The 19,818-nt window shown below is 69.6% G+C and carries 18 protein-coding genes and 1 pseudogene; 5 read left to right on the top strand and 14 right to left on the bottom strand.

The genetic code is table 11. The features are described 5' to 3' along the window. Positions 1-40: 40 nt before the first annotated feature. Positions 41-709: a helix-turn-helix domain-containing protein gene (locus tag BLO63_RS05135; RefSeq protein WP_091437343.1), complete on the bottom strand. Its 669-nt coding sequence runs from the start codon at positions 707-709 to the stop codon at positions 41-43. A gap of 182 nt (positions 710-891) precedes the next feature. Here BLO63_RS05135 and sthA point away from each other — a divergent pair, with 182 nt between their 5' ends. After that, complete coding sequence (gene sthA, locus BLO63_RS05130) at positions 892-2,286, top strand: Si-specific NAD(P)(+) transhydrogenase (RefSeq protein ID WP_091437341.1); 1,395 nt, start codon at positions 892-894, stop codon at positions 2,284-2,286. Between the two features lie 8 nt (positions 2,287-2,294). Here sthA and BLO63_RS05125 read toward each other — a convergent pair whose 3' ends face one another. From BLO63_RS05125 to BLO63_RS05095, 8 genes are all read right to left on the bottom strand, one after another. Continuing rightward, positions 2,295-2,690, bottom strand: a complete 396-nt coding sequence (locus tag BLO63_RS05125) for a type II toxin-antitoxin system death-on-curing family toxin (RefSeq protein WP_143007052.1) — start codon at positions 2,688-2,690, stop codon at positions 2,295-2,297. Further along, entirely contained in the window at positions 2,687-2,995 is a 309-nt protein-coding gene (locus BLO63_RS20905; RefSeq protein ID WP_143007051.1) for a hypothetical protein, read from the bottom strand. Before BLO63_RS20905 ends, BLO63_RS05125 begins: the two co-directional genes overlap by 4 nt. A 49-nt stretch (positions 2,996-3,044) precedes the next feature. Continuing rightward, positions 3,045-3,914 (bottom strand): bifunctional methylenetetrahydrofolate dehydrogenase/methenyltetrahydrofolate cyclohydrolase FolD, encoded by an 870-nt coding sequence (gene folD, locus BLO63_RS05120; RefSeq protein WP_091437339.1) that lies wholly within the window; start codon positions 3,912-3,914, stop codon positions 3,045-3,047. Between the two features lie 10 nt (positions 3,915-3,924). Next, positions 3,925-4,794 carry a formyltetrahydrofolate deformylase gene (purU, locus tag BLO63_RS05115; protein ID WP_091437337.1) on the bottom strand — a complete coding sequence of 290 codons (870 nt, stop codon included), beginning with the start codon at positions 4,792-4,794 and terminating at the stop codon, positions 3,925-3,927. A gap of 93 nt (positions 4,795-4,887) precedes the next feature. Then, positions 4,888-5,511 (bottom strand): sarcosine oxidase subunit gamma, encoded by a 624-nt coding sequence (locus BLO63_RS05110; RefSeq protein WP_091437334.1) that lies wholly within the window; start codon positions 5,509-5,511, stop codon positions 4,888-4,890. After that, positions 5,504-8,476 (bottom strand): sarcosine oxidase subunit alpha family protein, encoded by a 2,973-nt coding sequence (locus BLO63_RS05105; protein WP_091437332.1) that lies wholly within the window; start codon positions 8,474-8,476, stop codon positions 5,504-5,506. Before BLO63_RS05105 ends, BLO63_RS05110 begins: the two co-directional genes overlap by 8 nt. Further along, positions 8,473-8,745 (bottom strand): sarcosine oxidase subunit delta, encoded by a 273-nt coding sequence (locus tag BLO63_RS05100; protein ID WP_091437330.1) that lies wholly within the window; start codon positions 8,743-8,745, stop codon positions 8,473-8,475. Before BLO63_RS05100 ends, BLO63_RS05105 begins: the two co-directional genes overlap by 4 nt. A gap of 205 nt (positions 8,746-8,950) precedes the next feature. After that, positions 8,951-10,201: a sarcosine oxidase subunit beta family protein gene (locus BLO63_RS05095; RefSeq protein ID WP_091437328.1), complete on the bottom strand. Its 1,251-nt coding sequence runs from the start codon at positions 10,199-10,201 to the stop codon at positions 8,951-8,953. A 239-nt stretch (positions 10,202-10,440) separates the two neighbouring features. Here BLO63_RS05095 and BLO63_RS05090 point away from each other — a divergent pair, with 239 nt between their 5' ends. After that, the gene (locus BLO63_RS05090; protein WP_091437325.1) at positions 10,441-11,412 is read left to right on the top strand and encodes a LysR family transcriptional regulator; all 972 of its coding nucleotides are present in this window, start codon (positions 10,441-10,443) and stop codon (positions 11,410-11,412) included. A gap of 325 nt (positions 11,413-11,737) precedes the next feature. Here the strand turns inward: BLO63_RS05090 and BLO63_RS05085 are convergent, their stop codons facing one another. From BLO63_RS05085 to BLO63_RS05065, 5 genes are all read right to left on the bottom strand, one after another. Beyond that, the gene (locus tag BLO63_RS05085; RefSeq protein WP_091437322.1) at positions 11,738-12,949 is read right to left on the bottom strand and encodes a beta-ketoacyl-[acyl-carrier-protein] synthase family protein; all 1,212 of its coding nucleotides are present in this window, start codon (positions 12,947-12,949) and stop codon (positions 11,738-11,740) included. 14 nt (positions 12,950-12,963) lie between these two features. After that, positions 12,964-13,233, bottom strand: coding sequence for an acyl carrier protein (locus tag BLO63_RS05080; protein ID WP_091437319.1), 270 nt, complete (start codon positions 13,231-13,233; stop codon positions 12,964-12,966). A gap of 133 nt (positions 13,234-13,366) precedes the next feature. Continuing rightward, positions 13,367-14,818, bottom strand: coding sequence for a GH1 family beta-glucosidase (locus tag BLO63_RS05075; protein WP_091437317.1), 1,452 nt, complete (start codon positions 14,816-14,818; stop codon positions 13,367-13,369). 29 nt (positions 14,819-14,847) lie between these two features. Next, positions 14,848-16,185: a GntP family permease gene (locus tag BLO63_RS05070; RefSeq protein ID WP_091437315.1), complete on the bottom strand. Its 1,338-nt coding sequence runs from the start codon at positions 16,183-16,185 to the stop codon at positions 14,848-14,850. Positions 16,186-16,352: 167 nt separating this feature from the next. Continuing rightward, positions 16,353-17,444 carry an Acg family FMN-binding oxidoreductase gene (locus tag BLO63_RS05065; protein ID WP_091437313.1) on the bottom strand — a complete coding sequence of 364 codons (1,092 nt, stop codon included), beginning with the start codon at positions 17,442-17,444 and terminating at the stop codon, positions 16,353-16,355. Between the two features lie 146 nt (positions 17,445-17,590). On the opposite strand from BLO63_RS05065, the gene BLO63_RS05060 reads away from it, so the two are divergent. The 3 genes and pseudogenes from BLO63_RS05060 to BLO63_RS05050 form a co-directional block, all read left to right on the top strand. Next, the gene (locus BLO63_RS05060; protein ID WP_091437308.1) at positions 17,591-18,988 is read left to right on the top strand and encodes a glycoside hydrolase family 5 protein; all 1,398 of its coding nucleotides are present in this window, start codon (positions 17,591-17,593) and stop codon (positions 18,986-18,988) included. 10 nt (positions 18,989-18,998) lie between these two features. After that, positions 18,999-19,499 carry an AMP-binding protein gene (locus BLO63_RS05055; protein WP_091437305.1) on the top strand — a complete coding sequence of 167 codons (501 nt, stop codon included), beginning with the start codon at positions 18,999-19,001 and terminating at the stop codon, positions 19,497-19,499. 42 nt (positions 19,500-19,541) lie between these two features. After that, positions 19,542-19,802 (top strand): annotated as a pseudogene (locus BLO63_RS05050) (transposase); the annotation flags it as partial. Positions 19,803-19,818 lie beyond the last annotated feature (16 nt).

Below are 19,818 nucleotides of genomic sequence, written 5' to 3'. Positions count from 1 at the left end.
CCGTCCGGGATGACGGTGGCGGACACGGCGCAGGTTGCGCTCAGCGCTCGCTCTCGCGGGGATAGATGATGATCGAGAGATAGCTCATCGGCCGCACCAGCAGCTCTTCCGGCCCATGGGTGGCGGCGCTGTCGAACAGCAGGGAATCGCCGGGCCGGAGGTGATAGGTGCGCTCGCCATGGCGGTAGATCACCTCGCCGGAGAGCATGTGGATGAACTCCACCCCGGCATGGCGGAAGCCGGTATAGGGCACCGCTTCCTCGCTGAGCGTGATCAGATAGGGCTCGACCGCCACCTCGCCGCCCACCGCATGGCCGAGCAGCTCATAGAGGTGCCCGACCTTGGTGCCGCGCCGCTCGATCCGCACCCCGCCGCCGGCGGGCACATAGGAGCAGTCGCGTTTCTCCTCGAAGGTGGTGAACAGGGTGGAGATCGGCACGTTGAGCACGCCGGCAATCGCCTGCAGCGTGCTGAGCGAGGGCGAGATCAGCCCGTTCTCGATCTTCGACAGCATCCCCACCGAGATTCCGGCGGCGCTGGCGAGATCGGAGACGGTCAGGTCGAGATCGTGCCGTATCGCCCGCACATGCTGGCCCAGCGCCTGTTCCAGCGTGCGCTCGCGCACCACAGGCGCGCCCGAGCCGGTCGTCAGGTCCTCGGCCGGCTCCTCCACCGTCCCGCCCGCTTTGCGCCGCCCGCCATTCACCACGTCCGTTCCCTCCGCTCGCCCCGGCGATGGGACCCGTTCCGCCAGCAAAAGCAAGCCCCGAGCCAGCGTGCGCCGGCACGATGCCTTCCGCACGGCTGGCGTCCCTGTCATGGAGGCTTGGCATTCATCGTGCATCGATGAGCGGTAATTTCCTGCCGCCCGCAGAATGGTCCCGCGCTTCCATGTACGATTTCGACATGATTGTCATCGGCAGCGGCCCTTCCGGTCGCCGCGCCGCCGTCCAGTCCGCCAAGATCGGCAAGTCGGTGCTGGTGGTGGAGAAGGGCCGCCGCGTCGGCGGGGTCTCGGTCCACACCGGCACCATCCCGTCGAAAACCCTGCGCGAGACGGTGCTCAACCTCTCCGGCTGGCGCGAGCGCGGCTTCTACGGCCGCTCCTACCGGGTGAAGCAGGATATCGGCGCCGCCGATCTGATGGCGCGGCTGCACAAGACGCTCGACCATGAGGTCGAGGTTCTGGAACACCAGTTCGCCCGCAACGCGGTGAAGACCGCGCGCGGCGAGGCCCGCTTCCTCGACCCGCACACCATCGAGATCACCGGCGAGGGGGGCGAGATCGACAAGGTCACCGGCGCCCATGTGCTGATCGCGGTCGGCACCCGCCCGTTCCGGCCCGATTATGTGCCGTTCAACGGCATGAGCGTGTTCGACAGCGACGAGATCGTCGACCTTCCCCGCCTGCCGCGCAGCCTCGCCGTCATCGGCGCCGGCGTCATCGGCGTCGAATATGCCTCGATCTTCAGCGCGCTTGATGTGTCGGTTACGCTGATCGAGCCGCGCTCGACCTTTCTCGATTTCATCGACAAGGAGCTGATCGAGGAATTCGTCCATGAGCTGCGTGACCGCAACGTCGCCCTGCGCTTCGGTTCCGCCGTCACCTCGATCACGCTGGACGCGCGCGAGCGGCCGGTGTGCAAGCTGGCGGATGGGCGCACCGTGCAGTCCGACATGCTGCTGTTCGCCGCCGGCCGCGTCGGCGCCACCGACCGGCTGAACCTCGAAGCCGCCGGCCTCGCCGTCGACCATCGCGGCCGCATCGGCGTCGAGCCGAAGACGCTGCAGACCGCCGTGCCGCACATTTATGCGGCGGGCGATGTCATCGGCTTCCCCAGCCTCGCCTCCACCTCGATGGAGCAGGGCCGCGTCGCCGCCTGTCACGCCTTCGGACTGGAGCCGCCGCCCCCGCCGGAATTCTTCCCCTATGGCATCTATTCGGTGCCTGAGATGTCCACCGTGGGCATGAGCGAGGAAGAGGTGCGCAAGCGCGAGATCCCGTATGAATGCGGCATCGCCCGCTTCCGCGAGACCTCGCGCGGCCACATCATGGGGCTGAACAACGGGATGATGAAGATGATCTTCTCGGTGAAGACCCGCCGCCTGCTCGGCGTCCACATCGTCGGCGAGGGCGCGACCGAGCTGATCCACATCGGCCAGGCGGTGCTGAACCTGCGCGGCACGATCGACTATTTCATCGAGAACACGTTCAACTACCCCACCCTGGCGGAGGCCTACAAGATCGCCGGCCTCGACGCCTGGAACCGCATGACGCGGGTGTGAGGGGGCTTTCAGTCCAAAGCGACGACGGTCATCGCGGCAAGCAGATCCTCAGGAGATTTGGCGCCAGTGATGACCTCGACGAAGAGATCGGCAAGGGATGGGTCATCCTCATTGTGCAGCGCCAGTCCATTGCAGGCGAAGAAGGCCAACATTGAGAACCACGCCGCCCGCTTATTGCCCTGCTCGAACGGATGATTGCGCTCAATGGCTACCGCCGTGCCGAGGCCCAGCTCCGCCAAGTCTTCTTCGCCCTCGCAGTGCCAACGGTTGCGCGCAGCCATAACGGCCGATTCAAGCAATCCGCCGTCTCTTATGAGGAAGGGTTCGCCGGTTTCCTCAACGACGGCGCGCGCAACATCCTCCGCCTCCGCCACGGTAATCCAGCGAGGCTCGTTGAGCGTCATTCGGCAAGCCGAGAAGCAACCTTCCTCCAGCGCTTAAGCGCGGCGGTGGTGAAAACCTTCGCATCGAAGGCGCCGCCGGCCGGCACCTGATAGTCGATGCCGCCTTCACGCAACGCAGCGTTCGTGCGTTGCGTTGTTTCATCGACATTGGTCATCTCTGCGGACACGCCAGTCGCAGCTGTCGTGCCCATGGTGTGGCCAACGTCTTTCAACGACTTATCCGCTTGGGACAAGGTCGACCCGGAAAGCGATTTTGCCCCGCTTTGGAAGCCTCCGCGCATAATGTTCGGCCGCTTCGCGCTCATGACATCAATGTAGTCCTGAGTGGGCCCATCTTCAATGTTGCGGCGAATTCTACCCCACCTGCCGCCGTGCCGCCGTCAGCGTGTTGGCGAGCAGGCAGGCGATGGTCATCGGGCCGACGCCGCCGGGCACCGGGGTGATGGCGCCGGCAATGCCCTGCGCCTCATTGAATGCCACATCGCCGACCAGCCGGTTCTTGCCATCGGCGCCCGCCACCCGGTTGATGCCGACATCGATCACCGTGGCGCCCGGCTTGATCCAGTCGCCGCGGATCATCTCCGGCCGGCCGACCGCGCCGATCAGAATATCCGCCCGTCGGCACACGCCCGGCAGGTCGCGGGTGCGCGAATGGGCGATGGTGACGGTGCAGTCCTCGCGCAGCAGCAGCTGGGCGAGCGGCTTGCCGACGATGTTGGAGCGCCCGACCACCACCGCTTCCAGCCCGGCGAGGCTGCCGAGCGTGTCCTTGAGCAGCATCACGCAGCCGAGCGGCGTGCAGGGCGCCAGCGCGTCCAACCCCACGGCGAGCCGGCCGGCATTCACCACATGGAAGCCGTCGACATCCTTGGCCGGGTCGATGGTGGCGAGCACCGCCTGCGCGTCGATGTGGGCGGGCAAGGGAAGCTGCACGAGAATGCCATGCACGGCCGGGTCGGCGTTCAGCGCCCGCACCAGCGCCAGCACGTCGTCCTGCGCGGTGTCGGCCGGCAGCTTGTGCTCGATCGAGGTCATGCCGGCCTCCGCCGTCTGCTTGCCCTTGTTGCGGACATAGACCGCGCTGGCGGGGTCCTCGCCCACCAGCACCACGGCGAGGCCCGGCGTCACGCCGGTCGCGGCGACAAAGGCCGCCACCTCGTCCTTGAGGCGGGCGCGCATCGTCTCGGCAAACGCCTTGCCGTCGATCAGGCGGGTCTCGACCATGATGGCCTCCTCAGTCGCGGAACACCACGGTGCGATGGCCGTTCAACAGCACCCGGTCGTCGAGGTGCCAGGCCAGCGCCCGGGCGAGCACGCGGCGCTCGATGTCGCGGCCCTTGCGCACCAGGTCCTCGGCGGTGTCCTGATGGCTGATGCGCTCCACATCCTGCTCGATGATCGGGCCTTCGTCGAGGTCGGAGGTGACGTAATGGGCGGTGGCGCCGATCAGCTTCACCCCGCGCTCATGCGCCTGGTGATAGGGCTTGGCGCCCTTGAAGCCGGGCAGGAAGGAATGGTGGATGTTGATGCAGCGGCCCGAGAGCTTGGCCGACAGCCCGTCCGACAGCACCTGCATGTAGCGCGCCAGCACCGCCACTTCGGCACCGCTGGACTGGAACAGCTCCCACAGCTGGGCTTCCTGCTCCATCTTGGTCGCCTTGGTGATCGGCAGGTAGTGGAAGGGCAGGCCGTCGAAGTCGAGATGGGCGTAGGTCTCGCGCGGGTAATTGGCGGCGATGGCGACGATCTCCATCGGAATCTCGCCGATGCGCCAGCGATAGAGCAGATCGGCGAGGCAATGGTCGAATTTCGACACCAGCAGCATCACCCGGCGCTTCTGGCTGCGCGGGCGCAGGCGCCAGTCGAAAGCAAACTTTTTCGCGACCGCCTCGAAATCCGCCTTGAGCGCCTCCAGCGGGCCGGAGCCGGCGGCGCGGTCGAACATCACCCGCATGAAGAAGCGCCCGCTCTCGGTGGCGTCGAACTGCTGCGCCTCCAGAATGTTGCCGCCATGCTCGAACAGGAAGGTGGCCACGGCGGCGACGATGCCCGGCCGGTCCGGGCAGGAAAGGGTGAGGATGCAGGGTTCGGTGCTGTCGGTCATGGGTCTGTCTCGTCGAAACGCCGGTGCGCCGCGAAGGCGCCGGGCCGTTCTAGGGGAGATGGGCGACGGGGGAAAGCGCGCGGCGCGCCGCCGTCAACCTCGTCCCGCCGTCCCATTCTCCAGACGCAGGCCGAACTCGGCGCCGCTGGCGACGAGGAATCGCGTGAAGCTGGCCTCATAGCTGCGCGCCACCAAGAGGCGCCAGCCGCTCTCATGCACCCGCCACAGCGTCACGCCGACATGGGCGATCACGGTGGTGGCGGCGTGGCCGGGCAGGAACACGCGCGGATCGAGGTCGATCAGCGCGCCCTTGGCGAGGAGATCGGGCACCTTGTCGCCGGCGAGATCGAAGGTGACAAAGGCGTCGTCCTGTTCGGTGATCGCCGCCTCCGCCCCCAGCAGCGCCCGCAGCGTGCCGGCAAGGTCCGGCTCGGTCTTCGACAGCACGAGGAAGCGTCCCGGCCCGGTGCCGACCACGGTGGAGGCCGCGCCCATCGCCGCGCCGGCCCGGTCGGCGATCTCCAGCCCGAAGGCCCGCCCCAGCCGGCCCGCGACACTGGCGGCAAAGCCGTTGCGGGCGACGACGAGGGCGATGAACGGCGTCTCAACGGTGGAAACGGTGACGCTCGCCTCCCCCGCCGCGCCATAGGCACCGGACGGGGGCACAAGGTCGAACGGGATGCCCGCGAGGGGATCGTGAGACGAATGGTCAGCCACGAAGGCGCACTCCTTCCGGGTCGATGAAGCCGGGCGCGCAGATTTCTACCTCGATTTCCTCGCCGCGCACCGGGTCATAGGCGCGCACCCGCTCGCCCAGGCGCTCCGGCCCGCGCTTGATCAGGCCGAGGCCGATCCAGTGGCGCAGATGCGGGGAATAGGCGACCGAGGTCATGTAGCCCTGGTCGTTCGCCATATCAGGCGTCGCGCCGAGGTTAAGGAAATGCGCGCCCGCCCGCAGCCGGCGCGAGGGGTCCACCGGCTTGAAGCCGACGAAGCACGGCCGCTCCGGGTCGGTCAGCCCCGGCCGGGCGGCCATCACGCGGCCGATATAGTCCTTCTTGGTCGAGGCCATGCGGCCGAAGCCGAGATCGCCGGCGGTGGTCTGGCCGGACAATTCGTTGCCGGAGACATGGCCCTTCTCGATCCGCATCACCCCCAGCGCCTCGATGCCATAGGGGGTGATGCCGAACTCCTCGCCCGCCTGCATCAGCGCGCTGGCGAGCGCCGCGCCCTGGCGGGCCGGCACCGCGATCTCATAGCCGAGCTCGCCGGAGAAGGAGAGGCGGAACAGCCGCGCCTTCACCCCGCCCATGACCGTGCCCTCGATCGCGCCCATGAAGGGCAGCGCGGCGTTCGACACATCGCCATCGGCCACCCGGGCCAGGACGTCGCGGGCGCGGGGGCCGGCGATGGCGATCTGCGCCCATTGCTCGGAGACGGAAGACAGCGCCACGTCGAGCTCCGGCCACAGCACCTGCAGGCAGAACTCCAGATGCTGAAACACCTTGGCCGCATTGGCGGTGGTGGTGGTCATCACGTAATGCTCGGGCGCCAGCCGCGCGGTGGTGCCGTCATCCATCACCATGCCGTCCTCGCGCAGCATGACGCCATAGCGCGCCTTGCCCACCGCGAGCGCGGCGAAGCCGTTGATGTAGACCCGGTCGAGGAAGGCGCCGACATCCGCCCCCTGCAAGTCGATCTTGCCGAAGGTCGAGACGTCGATCAGTCCGACGGAAGAACGCACCGCCGTCACCTCGCGCGAGACGGTCTCCAGCCAGTCGGTCTCGCCCTTGCGGGGGAAATACTGCGCCCGCAGCCACGCCCCGGTCTCGATGAACACCGCGCCCTGCGCGCGCGCCCATTCATGGGTCGGGGTGAGGCGGACGGGGCGGAAATCCTTCCCCCTGTGGTGCCCGGCCAGCGCGCCGAGCGAGACCGGCGTGTAGGGCGGGCGGAAGATGGTGGTGCCGGTCTCGGGGATCGAGGCGCCGGTGAGGCTCGCCATGATGGCGAGGCCGGTGACGTTGGAAGTCCGCCCCTGGTCGGTCGCCATGCCCAGCGTAGTATAGCGCTTGAGCAGTTCGACCGAGCGGAAGCCTTCCTTGTGGGCAATGCCGACATCCTTGGCGGTGACGTCGTTCTGCAGATCGACAAAGGCCGCGCCCTTCGAGCCCTCGACATGCCAGAACGGCGCGAGGGCGAAGGGGGCGTCCGCCACTTCAGGCACATCAAGCGCCGGAACAGCGAAGCCGAGCGCCCCAGCGGCTTCCGCGCCGATCGCCGCGCCGTCCTTCAGGCAGGCGCCGAGGCCGAAAATCCCCTTTGCCGCACCGGCCACGGTGAGCCCCGGCGGGCAGGTGCCGGGCACGAAGGCGGCGATCGCCTCGTCCCATCTGGGCTTGCCGCCATGGTGGCAGGTGAGGTGCAGGGCCGGCGACCAGCCGCCGGAGACGGCCAGCGTGTCGGCGGCGATCCGCTCGGTGCCCGACGCGGTGGCGACGGTGAACCCGGTGAGCGTCTTGCCCTGTGTGGCGATCACCTGCGCCCCGGTGAGCACGCGAATGCCCTCGGCCCGCGCCGCCGCGACCAGGTCAGGCGCCACCTCGGCGCGCACATCGAGGATGGTCTCCACCGACGCCCCGGCGGCGTGGGCGGCGAGCATGTCCCGCCAGGCGCCGTCATTATTGGCGAACAGCGCGATCTTTTGCCCCGGCAGCGCGGCGTGGCGCTGCACATAGCTGCCGACCGCCCCGGCCAGCATCACCCCCGGTCGGTCATTGCCGCCGAACACGATCGGCCGCTCGGTGGCCCCCGCCGCCAGCACGGCGCGCCGGGCGATCAGCCGCCACAGCCGCTGGCGCGGCTGGAACGGGGCGGGGACGGGCAGATGATCGCTCACCCGCTCCAGCGCCCCATAGGTGCCGCTGTCATAGACGCCGAACACGCTGGTGCGGCGCATCACCCGCACATTGGGCAGGTTCATCAGTTCCGCGGCGATCGCGGCGGCGAAGGCCGGTGCCGGCTGGCGGCCAATATCGCCGGCCTCGGCATTCAGCCCGCCGCCGGGCAGGAAATCCTCGTCGGCGAGGATCACCCGCGCCCCTGAACGCGCCGCCGCCAGCGCCGCCATCAGCCCGGCCGGGCCGGCGCCGATGACCAGCAGGTCGCAGAAGGCGGTGGCCTTCTCGTAATGGTCGGGGTCCGCCTCCTCCGCCGCCCGGCCGAGCCCGGCGGCGCGGCGGATGATCGGCTCGTACAGCTTCTCCCAGAAGGCGGCGGGCCACATGAAGGTCTTGTAGTAGAAGCCGGCGCCGAGAAAGGGTGACAGGAAGCGGTTGACGCTGAGCGCGTCGACGGCGAGCGAGGGCCAGCGGTTCTGGCTGGTCGCCTCCAGTCCGTCATACAGCTCGGTGACGGTGGCGCGGCTGTTGGGCTCGCGCCGCGCGCCGGTGCGCAGTTCCACCAGCGCGTTCGGCTCCTCCGCCCCGGCTGCGACGATGCCGCGCGGGCGGTGATATTTGAACGAGCGGCCGACCAGCCGCACGCCATTGGCCAGCAGCGCCGAGGCGAGCGTGTCGCCCTCATAGCCGCGATAGGCGGTGCCGTCGAAGCGGAAGCCGAGCGGCTTTTCCCGGTCGATCAGGCCGCCGCTGGTGAGCCGGTTGCGGTTGGGCGCGCTCATGCCGGCTCTCCGGAAACGCGGGCGGACGTGGCCGCCGCGATGGCGTGGGTGCGGGTGTCGCGGGCGACGCGCAGCCACTGCCGGCAGCCATTGGCGTGGTACCACCACTCCTGATGCGCCCCGGCCGGGTTGTCGCGCAGATAGACATAATCGTGGAATGCCTGTGCGGCGTCCGCCGCCGCCGGGTCCGGGCGGGTCACGGTAGCGTCGCCGAGATAGGCGAATTCATGGGCGTCGCGTTCGCCGCAATAGGGGCAGGGAATACGCATCAGGCGGCACCTTCGGGAGAGGCGACAGGGATGAGGACGCTGCGCGGGTCTGTACGCTGGGTCCCGGATCGGCGCTCCGGCTGCGCCTGCGCTTGTCCGGGACACGAAGCTCCTGTTTCCCGGACAAGCTGCGCAACGCGCAGCGCCGATCCGGGACCCGGGAGAAACACCGCCACCGGCGGCTTCATTTCAACAAACCCCATCCTCAATGCAGGTTCGGCTGGGCGCCGACTCCCTTTTCGTCGATGAGGTGGCCGGTGCGGAAGCGGTCGAGCCGGAAGGCGCCGGCGGTCTCGTGCGGCGCGCCCGTCGCCAGCAGATGGGCGAAGCACCAGCCCGAGGCCGGCGTCGCCTTGAAGCCGCCATAGCACCAGCCGGCATTGAGATAGAGCCCCGGCACCGGCGTGCGGTCGATGATCGGCGAGCCGTCCATCGACATGTCCATGATACCGCCCCAGTGGCGCAGCAGCCGCAGCCGGCCGAGGCGCGGCATCAAGGCCATGCCGCCCTCGCACACATCCTCGATCACGGGGAGGTTGCCGCGCTGGGCGTAGGAATTGTAGCCGTCAATATCGCCGCCAAAGACGAGCCCGCCCTTGTCGGACTGCGAGATGTAGAAATGCCCGGCGCCGAAGGTGATGACGCCGTCGACCAGCGGCTTCAACCCCTCGGAGACGAAGGCCTGCAGCACATGGCTCTCGATCGGCAGCCGCAGCCCGGCCATGCCGGCGACGCGCGATGACGAACCCGCCACCGCCACCGCCACCTTGCCGGCCCGCACCGGCCCGCGCGTGGTCTCCACCCCGACAATGGCGTCGCCCTCGCGGATGAACCCGGTCACCTCGCAATTCTGCACGATGTCGACGCCGAGCCGGTCGGCGGCGCGGGCATAGCCCCACACCACGGCGTCATGGCGGGCGGTGCCGGCGCGGGCCTGCAGCAGCCCGCCCTGGATGGGAAAGCGCGCATTGTCGAAATCGAGGAACGGGTACATCGCCTTGACCCGGGCCTTGTCCAGCAGCTCGGAATCGACTCCGGCGAGCCGCATCGCGTTGCCGCGCCTTGCATAGGCGTCGCGCTGGGCGTCGGAATGGAACAGGTTGAGAATGCCGCGCTGGCTCACCATCGCGTTGTAGTTCAGCTCCTGCTCCAGCCCTTCCCAGAGCTTCATCGACCATTCGTAGAACGGCTCATTGCCCGGCAGCAGGTAGTTGGAGCGGATGATGGTGGTGTTGCGCCCGGCATTGCCGGAGCCGATCACGCCCTTTTCCAGCACCGCCACATTGCGGATGCCATGCACCTTGGCGAGGTAATAGGCGGTGGCCAGCCCATGCCCGCCGCCGCCGACGATGATCACGTCATAGGCGGGCTTGGGCGCCGCGTCGCGCCAGGCCGGGGCCCAGCCCTTCTGGCCGGAGAGCCCGTTGGCGAGGATGCTGAGGAAGGAATAGCGCATGAGGGCTCGCTGGGGACAATCGCTGCCGGACACGGTGAAAACCTATAGATCAACGCCGATCCGGTGATAATATAAGTTTTAGTTATAGGCGGGGCCTGGAGGATGCGGTCATCCTGAGGCGAGAGGAAAACGAGCCTCGAAGGATAGCGTTCCGGACGCTCCGCGAGCATCCCTCAACGCCCGGCTGGCGCCCGGGCACCTCAGGATGACGGCCGGCGGGATGTAAGGAGACACGAGCCATGCCCCCCGCCGACACGCTGCCCTTCGACCTCCGGGCGCTGGAAATCTTCCTCGCGGTCTGCGACGCCGGCACCATGGCGCAGGCGGCGCGCCGGCTCGGCCTGACCCAGCCGGCCATCTCGCAGGCGGTGGCCGATCTCGAGCGCCGCATCGGCATCGGCCTGTTCGACCGCAGCGCCCGCCCGCTCGGCCTCACCGCTGCCGGCGGCGCGCTGCGCCAGCGCGCCAGCGCCCTGCTCTCGGAAGCGCGGCAGATCGCGCCGCTGCTGCGCGAGGCCGAGCACGCTCGCCTGCCGCTGCTGCGCGCGGGGCTGGTGGATTCGCTCTCGCGGGCATTGATGGCGCCGCTCGCCCGGGCGCTGGGCGAGAAGGCGGAGCAGGTCTCGCTGCTGTCCGGCCTCACCGCCTCGCATGCCGGGGCGCTGCTCACCCGCCAGCTCGATTTGCTGGTCGGCGCCGACGATCTCGACGAGATCGAGGGGCTGGAGCGCTGGCCGCTGCTCACCGAGCCCTATGTGCTGCTGATCCCCGCCGCGTGCGAGGCTCCCGCTTCGGCCGCCGCGCTGGAGGAACTGGCGCGCGCGCGGCCGCTGGTGCGCTTTTCCGCCCGTTCCAAGACCGGCATGGAGGTGGAGCGGCATCTGCGCCGGCTGCGGCTCGATCTGCCGCGCCCGCTGGAATTCGACACGCCCTTCGGCGTCACCGCCGCAGTGGTGGAAGGGGCGGGCTTCGCCGTCACCACCCCGCTCTGCCTGCTGGAGGCTGGCCTGCCGCTCGATGGCCTCGCCTGCCACGCATTACCAGGGCCGGGGCTGACGCGGCACCTCACCCTCATCGCCCGCCGGCAGGAACTGGGGCGCCTGCCACGCGAGATCGCCGCCTTCTGCCGGGCGAGGCTGGCCGCGCAGCGCGGCGCGGTGGCGGCGCTGGTGGGCGAAAGGCTGGCGGGGGAATTCACCGTGGAGGGGTGAGGCGGATCTGCTTTGGTTGCTCCCTCATGGCCGGGCTTGACCCGGCCACCCAGACTTAAACCGCCCTAAGCGGCACGGCGGGGTCCCCGGGTCACGCCGGGGATGAGGGCGGCGTGGCTGACGGCGAGGTTCCGTGTCCCGGCCCAGCGCAGGCGCAGCCGGAGCGCCGCGCCGGGACCCAGCGGACAACTCTTCCTGCCATGTGATTGCAAGGGGCCGGGAGACGCGCGCACCCGCCCCCCCTGGGCCCCGGATCGGCGCCGCGCAGGCGCGGCTTGTCCGGGGAACGGTGGTAGAGCGGCGCGGCTGGTCCGGAAGGCGCCGCTCAGCCGAACCGCTTCACCGCCAGCACGGCGTTGAGCCCGCCAAAAGCGAAGGATGAGGAAATCGCCGCCTCGATCGACGCGTCCCGCGCCGCGTTCGGCACGCAGTCGAGGGCGCAGTCCGGGTCTGCCTCGCGAAAGCCCATGGTCGGCGGCAGGAAGCCTTCGCGCAGGGCCAGCACCGTGGTCACGAAGTCCAGCGCGCCGGAGGCGTTCATGGTGTGGCCGTACTGCGACTTGGACGACGACACCGGCAGCCGGGCGAGATGATCGCCGAACACCAGCCGCAGCGCGCCGGCCTCGGTCTTGTCGTTCAGCACCGTGGCGGTGCCATGGGCGCTGACATAGTCGATCTGTTCCGGCGCCAGCCCGGCATCCTCCAGCGCGAAGCGCATCGCGGCGGCCGCGCTCGCCATGTCGGGGGCGGTGATGTCCATGCCGTCGGCGCTCATGCCGAAGCCGACCAGTTCGGCATGGATGGTGGCGCCGCGGGCAAGCGCGCGGTCCATGTTCTCCAGCACCACGGCGCCTGCGCCCTCGCCGATGACGAGGCCGGCGCGGTCCTTGGAGAAGGGGCGGCAGCCATCGGGGGACAGCACGCGCAGCGCCTCCCAGCTCTTCAGCATGCCATAGGTGAGCTGCGATTCCGCCCCGCCTGATACGGCGACATCCAGCATGCCGGACCGCACCATGTGGAAGGCCGTGCCGATGGCATGCGCCGCCGAGGAACAGGCCGAGGCGATGGCGAAGGCGGGGCCGTGAATGCCGAGATCCATCGTCACATGGCTCACCTGCCCGCTCGGCATGGCGCGCGGCACGGTGAAGGGGTGCGGGCGCGCCGCGCCCTCGGCATAGAGCTTGCGGTAGCTGTCATCCACCGCGTGCGAGCCGACCGAGGCGGCGAAGATGGCGCCGACGCGATGGCGCGCCACGCCCTCGAAGGCCGGGCTGGCGTCAAGCAGCGCCTGACGGGCGGCGACGACGGCGAATTGCGCGGTGCGGTCGAGCAGGCCGAGTTGGCGCGGCTCGAAATGCTCTTCCGGCACGAAGCCGCGTACCTCGGCGGAAATCTTGGTCTTCATCGAGGAGACGTCGACGCCGCGCGTCTCGCCAATGCCCACCGTGCCGGCGCGCAGGCCGGCGAGATGGGCGGAGACGTCATTGCCCAGCGCCGAAAGCGAGCCCAGCCCGGTGACGGCGACGCGCGAACTCATGCGGCGATCCGGCATCAGGCGGTCTTGCCCTTCTGCGCCGCCAGCAGCTCGGCGACATGGTCGACCAGCGTGCCCACCGTCACGTCATTGCCGCTGAGCGGGCCGTCATTGGGAATCTCGATGCCGAAACGGCCTTCCAGCTTGAAGATGGTCTCGATCAGGTCGAGCGAGGAGATGCCCAGCTCCGCCACCGGCGTCTCCGGGGTCAGGAGGCTCTTGTCGACCCCGACTTCGCCGGAGATGAAGTCGACGATTTCGGCGACGGCGGGATCGTCTGTCTGCATGCTGGCTGCTCTGTCTCGTGTCTCGGCCCGTGGGCCGGTGCGTTAGGTATCACATAGAAAGGGCCGCTGGGGCACCCGCCGTCAAATGACCGACATATGTGTCCGGCGCATGTCACTTCCCTAAAGGGCTACCTCACGGCGCCGCGCCGGCGCGCGCGGCCTTCATCAGCTGGGAAAGATACAGGCCGGAGGCTTTCGGCGTGCGCTGCTGGCTGGCGAAATCCACCCGCACCACGCCGAAGCGCCGCCGCTCGCCCTCGGCCCATTCGAAATTATCGAGCAGCGACCAGACATAATAGCCCTTCAGCGCGCAACCCTGCGCGATCGCCTGGCCCGCCGCCACCAGATGGGCGCGGATATACTCGGTGCGCGCGGGGTCCTGCACCACACCGTCCACCGGGGCGGGGTCCTCATAGCAGGCGCCGTTCTCGGTGATGAAGACCGGCGGGTTGCCATAGGCGTCGCGCAGCCGCGCCAGCACGTCGACCATGCCCTGCGCGCTGATCGGCCAGCCCAGCAGCGTCTGCGGCGTATTGGGCGGCAGCGCGCCCCAGCTCGCTTGGCCGAGAAAGGCGTTGGGGTCGTGCTTGATGTAGGACGGGCCATAATAGTTCACCCCGAGGAAGTCGATCGGGGCGCGGATCGTCTCCAGGTCGCCGGGCTTCACCAGCGGCGCGAAATCCTCCGCGAACAGGTCGGGGTAGCGGCCATGGAACAGCGGGTCGAGGTTGATCGTGTTCCAGCAGGCATCGAAGCGCGCGGCCGCGGCGATGTCGGCCGGGTCCTGGGAGGCCGGAAAGATCGGCTGCAGCGACAGCACCGTGCCGAGCTTCAGGTCGGCGCGCAGCGCGCGGGCGGCGGCGATGCCGGTGCCCTGCGCCAGGTTGAGATGGTGCTGCGCCTTCACATAGCTGTCCCAGCCGGTCAGCCCCGGCGCGTGATTGCCGAAGCCATGGCCGAAAATGGCGTGCACCGAGGGCTCGTTCAGCATCGCCCACGGCTTCACCCGGTCGCCGAGCCGGCCGATGGCGGCGGTCGCATAGTCGGCGAACCAATGGGCGATGTCGCGATTGCGCCAGCCGCCGCGTTCCTGCAGCGCCTGCGGCAAATCCCAATGGTAGAGGCAGGCCATGGGCTGGATGCCGCGCGCCAGCAGCGAATCCACCAGCCGGTCGTAGAAATCGAGCCCGGCCGCGTTTACCGGGCCGGTGCCCTCGGGCATCACCCGCGGCCAGGCGAGCGAGAAGCGGTAGGCCTGGAAGCCGAGATCGCCCATCAGCGCCACGTCGTCGGCGTAGCGGTGATAGTGGTCGCAGGCGACGTCGCCCGTGGTGCCGTCGGCGATGCGGCCGGGCGTGTGGGCGAACACGTCCCAGATCGAGGGCTTGCGCCCGCCCTCCGTCACCGCGCCCTCGATCTGATAGGCGGAGGTGGAGGCGCCCCAGACGAAATCCGCCGGCAGGCGCGGCGTGCCGGCCGGCAGCAGCGGCGCGGCGGCGGCGGTTTGCGCGCGCGTCGGCAGGGGCAAAGCGGGCAGGCTGGCGGCGGCAAGGGCGGAGAGCAGCAGGTCACGGCGGCGCAGCATCGGCGCGGATTCCTCGAGCAGACAATTCCTCAGGCGGTGGCGGCGCGCAGGGCGACGAGGCCGGCGAGGATCACCCCGCTCTGCAGCAGCACGCCACCCGAGAGCCGCGCCAGCGCCGCCGGCGGGGTGAAGCGCCCGGCCCGCGTCACCAGCCAGAACAGTCCGTCATTGATCTGCGGCACGGTCATGGCACCGGCGCTCACCGCCAGTGCGGCCAGAACGCGCCCCATCGGGTCGCCCAGCCCGAGTGGGGCGGCCAGTTCCATCATCATCCCGGCGGCCGTGATGGCGGCGACCAGAGAGGAGCCCTGCAGCGTCTTGATCACGGCGGCCAGCGCGAAGGGCAACACCAGCACCAGCGCGCCGGAGGCCGGGGCGAGGGGAATGAGATATTCGGCGGTCATGTCAGCCATGCCGACATCCTGCGCCACCTTGGCGAGGCCGCCGGCGGCGCCGAGGATGAGCAGCAGCGGCGCCACCTTGGTCAGCGCCCGCCCGGCCCAGCCGGCCTCGGAGAGGCCGCCCTTTTCCCAGCTCCAGCTCAGCAGCAGCAGCAGGCCGACGCCCACCACCAGCAGCAGCACCGGATTGCCCAGCGCCAGGATGAAATGCCGGTCATTGCCGCCGCCGAAGGGTTCGGAAGCGATGTCGCCCAGCGCCTGCACGATCAGCATCGCCACCAGCACGAGGCTGACGATGAGCAGCGCCAGCGCCCCGCGACGCGGCGCGTGCATCGTTGCGCCCGCGATTCCGACCGTGGTGTCGAGCGGGTTCGGCGCGCCGCTGGCGCAGCCACGGGCGAACAGCGCACCGAAGGCGCCGGCGATCAGCGCCAGCGGCAGGCCGACGGCGACCGCCAGCCCCCAATCGGCGCGCAATATGGTGAGGCTCGCCAGCACGGTGGGGGCGGGAATGAGGAGAGCGTGCCCGGCCGAGAGCGCGAGGCCCAGCGTCAGTGCCGAGCGCGGGCTGTCGCCGCCAATGCCGCGCCGCAGCGGGTTCAGTACCGCGAACGCCGCCGCCGGGGTCGAGGCCATGCCGCCGATCAGCCCGAGCAGCGCGAGCGGGCCGGAGCGGGTGCGCCAGCCGCGCGCCATCTGCTGCAGCCGCGCCGTGGCACCTGTCCCGTCGGCGATCTCCGCCAGCAGCGCCCCCGTCACCACCACGACGCCGAGCGCCGCCAGCGTCTGGCCGAAGCCGACCGAGAACGACTTGACCACGAAGCTCAGCGACCAGCCCACCCCCTGGTTGAAGGCGAACGCCGCCAGCACCAGAGCGATGAACGGATGCACCCGCCCGCGCGCCGTGATCAGCGCGAACAAGGCGACGACGGCGACGAGGATGGCGGCGTAGATGAGATAGGACATGGGGCGGGGAACACGGGACCGGAGGGAAGCGGCAGCGGCGGCGGGTCTCACGCTTAGCCCGCCCGGCGGGCGCTGTCACCGTGGCGAGACGGATGATCGCGCCGACGTGGCGAAGCTTCACCACGTTACCCCCGGCCCGGGTGCGGCTCTCCCCCCGCCCGCGCGCCTCACGCCAGCACCTCAGCCACCGGGCGGCGGGGCGCGAAGGGCAGGGTCGGGCCATAGCCGAAGCGCATCACCATGTCCGGCCGCAGGCCCGGTTCGCCGGCGAGCGCGGCGAGTTCCGGCCGCAGCCGCGCCACTTCCACCGCCTGGTTGAGGCAGGCCAGCTTCAGCCCCTGCGCGGTGGCGGCGAGGGCGAAGCGCTGGCAGGCGCGGCCAACCTCGATCCAATGGGCGCGGTCGGCCTGATCGGCGAAGAAGATCGCGATTCCGGGCGAAGAATCGATCTGCCGGGCATATTTCTCGTTCTCGGCGGCGGGGGTGACGAACAGGTCGAAGGCGCGCGGCCCGAGCCAGTCCGGCAGCGGCGGGCTGTCGTTTGCGGCCGCATAGAGCCCGTCGCCATGGCGCATGGCGCTGGCCGGGTTGAAGCGCAACCAGTGCTTCAGCTCAGCCAGAAAAGCGGGGTCGCGCATCTGCGCCTCGTTGCCCGCGAGCGTCAGGTCGCGCAGCTGGTCGAGGCGGGGGCGCTCGGTCAGCAGCACGCAGCGCACGCCCTCCCGCGTGCCCGCCTGTTGCAGGCGCGCCAGCGCCTCATTCGGGACGGGGCGCCCGTCATAGAGCGTGCGCGTGCTCTGGCGCCGGGCGATGGCGGCGAACAGCGGGTCCGGTCGTGGCGGCGCGGGGGCGAAGCTGTAGCGCAGGCTGCCCTCCGGCGCGGTGCTGAACTCGCCCGGCCGGCCAGTTGCAGCCCCGGCAATGGCCAGCGTCTCGGCGGCGCAGCCCAGACTGACGAACAGATGGTGGTCGACGGGATCGACCACCGGCGTCGCCCGGGTGAGATCCGGCAGCAGCTCGATCGTGCCCGGCGTGAGCCGGAATCGCCAGGGCTGGGTGTTGTGGCCGCTGGCGGCGAGGGTGGCGGTGCGGACGAGGTCGAGAACCGGCGGGTCGTTGGGCAGCGGCGCCCGCAGTTCCGCGCTGTAGCGCTCATAGGCCCCCGTGCTGCCGACGGTATGGCGCCATGCCAGTCCGCCGCCGGCGGCGACCGCCGCCACGCCGCCGGCCCCGGCGATGAGCAAGTGCCGTCTGTTCATGCTGATCTTCCCTTGGCCCGCAGCCTAGGCGCAGGCGGGCGGGGCATGCTTGATCGGCCTCAACGGCGCGCGAAAATCGGCCGGCGTGGCCCGCCGCGCGTGTTCCAGCGATTGCCGCCGCGCGCGGGCTTTACTAGGTTGCCCCCATGATCCGCTGCGCCCTTCCCCTCGCCACCGCCCTCCTCCTCGCCGCCGCGCCCGCGCTGGCGCTGACCGAGCCGCCGGCCGCACCGGCGGCGCCTTCGGTCACGCCCGGTGCCGCGGCCCTGCCGGCCGCGCCCGGCTTCATCCGGGCGGAGGGCACGCGCTTCGTCAATCCGGACGGATCGACCTTTCACATCAAGGGCATGAGCTTCGGCAACTGGCTGCTGCCGGAAGGCTATATGTTCAAGTTCACGGTCCAGCGCTCGCCGCAGGATATCGAGGACGTGATCGAGTATCTCGCCGGGCCGGAAGAGGCGGCGCGCTTCTGGAAGGATTTCCGCGAGGCCTATATCCAGGAAGACGACGTCGCCTTCCTCGCCGCCTCCGGCTTCACCACGGTCCGGGTGCCGCTGCACTGGAAGTTCTTCCTCGATCCGGCCAACCCCGACCAGGTGGACCCGGATGGCGAGGGCTGGGCGCGCATCGACCGGCTGGTCGGCTGGGCCAAGGCGCACGGCATCAAGCTCATCCTCGACATCCACGCCGCCCCCGGCGGGCAGACCGGCGTGAACCATGATGACGGGGTGGGCTACCCGCTCACCTTCTATGTCCCGGAATACCGTCGCCGCACGCTCACCATGTGGCGCGCCATCGCCGAGCGCTACAAGGACGAGACGGCGGTGCTGGGCTACGATCTGCTCAACGAGCCGATCACCCCCTATCACGACACGGATTTCCTGAATTCGCGGCTGGAGCCGTTCTATCGCGAGCTGGTGGAGGCGATCCGCGCGGTCGATCCCAACCACCCGATCATGCTGGCGGGCGCGCAGTGGAGCACCAATTTCGACGTGTTCGGCCCGCCCTTCGCCGATAATCTCGGCTACACCTACCATATGTTCTGGGCCGGTCCGCAGCGCAGCTCGATCCAGAAATACGTCAACTTCGCCAATCGCTGGCAGGTGCCGATCTTCATCGGCGAGACCGGCGAGCTGAACGATGACTGGAACGAGAAGTTCCGCACGCTCAATGAGCGCTTCGGCCTCGGCTGGAGCTTCTGGACCTACAAGAACCTCGACACGCCCTCCACCGTCTCCTCGATCACCCGCCCGCAGGGCTGGGACGCCATCGCCCTGTTCGGCAGCGTGCCGAAGAGCCAGTGGGAGGGGATGGAAAAGCCCTCGCGCGAAGCGGTGGCGGCCACCTTGCGCGACTACATCGCCAAGGCCCGCTTCGCCAACACGACGATCCGCGCCTCCTATGTCGCCTCGCTTGGCCTGACGGCGACCTGCCCCCGGCTCGCTTCCGCCGAAACGGGCGCGGCGGCACAGGTGCCATCCACCACGCTCGCGGCGGCAACGCCGGGCGCCGGCGTGGGCGGGCCGATCACCTCGTGCCCGTGACGGCCAACCCATGCCCAATCACCTGATCGACACGCTGCGGGCCGGCGCCACCGACCCCGCCCGCCCTTTCGCCGAGACGGCGGACGGCACGATCCTCACCTATGCCGCGCTTGAGCGGCGCACCGCGCAGTATGCCAACGCGCTGCTGGCGCTGGGGCTGAAGCCCGGCGACCGGGTGGCGCTGCAGGCGGAGAAGAGCCTGGAGGCGGTGTTCGCCTATCTCGGCACGGTGCGGGCCGGCGGCGTGTTCCTGCCGCTCAACACCGGCTACACCCCGCCCGAGGTCGACTATTTCCTCGGTGACGCCGAACCGGCGATCTTCGTCTGCGATCCGGCCACGGAGGCGGCGCTGGCGCCGATCGCCCGCGCCCGGGGCGTGGCGCAGATCGTCACGCTCGATGCGGCCGGCCAGGGCACGCTGCGCGCGGCGGCGGATGCCTGCCGCACCAGCTTCGAGAACGTGCCGCGCGGGCCGGATGACCTCGCCGCTGACGTTGCCCCTCCTGTCTAATCCAGATTGAAGTTCGTTCTGGCCCATTTAGAGGACCAGGACATGAGGCGCAGCCGCTTCACGGAAGAGCAGATCATCGGCATCCTGAAGGAGCACGAGGCTGGGGTGCCGGTCTCGGACCTGTGCCGGAAGCACGGGGTCAGTGACGCCAGCATCTACAAGTGGAAGGCCCGTTTCGGCGGGATGGATGTGTCGGAGGCCAAACGGCTGCGGGCGCTCGAGGATGAGAACGCCAAGCTGAAGCGCATGCTCGCCGACGCCATGTTGGACAACGTCGCGCTGAAGGATCTGCTGGGAAAGAAGTGGTGACGTCCGCTGC

It is taken from the genome of Ancylobacter rudongensis (assembly GCF_900100155.1).
Lineage (GTDB): Bacteria > Pseudomonadota > Alphaproteobacteria > Rhizobiales > Xanthobacteraceae > Ancylobacter > Ancylobacter rudongensis.
The sequence above is the reverse complement of the archived record's forward strand: the minus strand, read 5'-3'. Positions and strand labels throughout refer to the sequence as shown.

Bases quoted from the DNA above. Each gene is read 5' to 3' on its own strand.
- sthA (WP_091437341.1), top strand. From the start codon at position 892: ATGTACGATTTCGACATGATTGTCATCGGCAGCGGCCCTTCCGGTCGC.
- BLO63_RS05125 (WP_143007052.1), bottom strand. From the start codon at position 2,690: ATGACGCTCAACGAGCCTCGCTGGATTACCGTGGCGGAGGCGGAGGAT.
- BLO63_RS20905 (WP_143007051.1), bottom strand. From the start codon at position 2,995: ATGAGCGCGAAGCGGCCGAACATTATGCGCGGAGGCTTCCAAAGCGGG.
- folD (WP_091437339.1), bottom strand. From the start codon at position 3,914: ATGGTCGAGACCCGCCTGATCGACGGCAAGGCGTTTGCCGAGACGATG.
- purU (WP_091437337.1), bottom strand. From the start codon at position 4,794: ATGACCGACAGCACCGAACCCTGCATCCTCACCCTTTCCTGCCCGGAC.
- BLO63_RS05105 (WP_091437332.1), bottom strand. From the start codon at position 8,476: ATGAGCGCGCCCAACCGCAACCGGCTCACCAGCGGCGGCCTGATCGAC.
- BLO63_RS05100 (WP_091437330.1), bottom strand. From the start codon at position 8,745: ATGCGTATTCCCTGCCCCTATTGCGGCGAACGCGACGCCCATGAATTC.
- BLO63_RS05095 (WP_091437328.1), bottom strand. From the start codon at position 10,201: ATGCGCTATTCCTTCCTCAGCATCCTCGCCAACGGGCTCTCCGGCCAG.
- BLO63_RS05090 (WP_091437325.1), top strand. From the start codon at position 10,441: ATGCCCCCCGCCGACACGCTGCCCTTCGACCTCCGGGCGCTGGAAATC.
- BLO63_RS05085 (WP_091437322.1), bottom strand. From the start codon at position 12,949: ATGAGTTCGCGCGTCGCCGTCACCGGGCTGGGCTCGCTTTCGGCGCTG.
- BLO63_RS05080 (WP_091437319.1), bottom strand. From the start codon at position 13,233: ATGCAGACAGACGATCCCGCCGTCGCCGAAATCGTCGACTTCATCTCC.
- BLO63_RS05075 (WP_091437317.1), bottom strand. From the start codon at position 14,818: ATGCTGCGCCGCCGTGACCTGCTGCTCTCCGCCCTTGCCGCCGCCAGC.
- BLO63_RS05070 (WP_091437315.1), bottom strand. From the start codon at position 16,185: ATGTCCTATCTCATCTACGCCGCCATCCTCGTCGCCGTCGTCGCCTTG.
- BLO63_RS05065 (WP_091437313.1), bottom strand. From the start codon at position 17,444: ATGAACAGACGGCACTTGCTCATCGCCGGGGCCGGCGGCGTGGCGGCG.
- BLO63_RS05060 (WP_091437308.1), top strand. From the start codon at position 17,591: ATGATCCGCTGCGCCCTTCCCCTCGCCACCGCCCTCCTCCTCGCCGCC.
- BLO63_RS05055 (WP_091437305.1), top strand. From the start codon at position 18,999: ATGCCCAATCACCTGATCGACACGCTGCGGGCCGGCGCCACCGACCCC.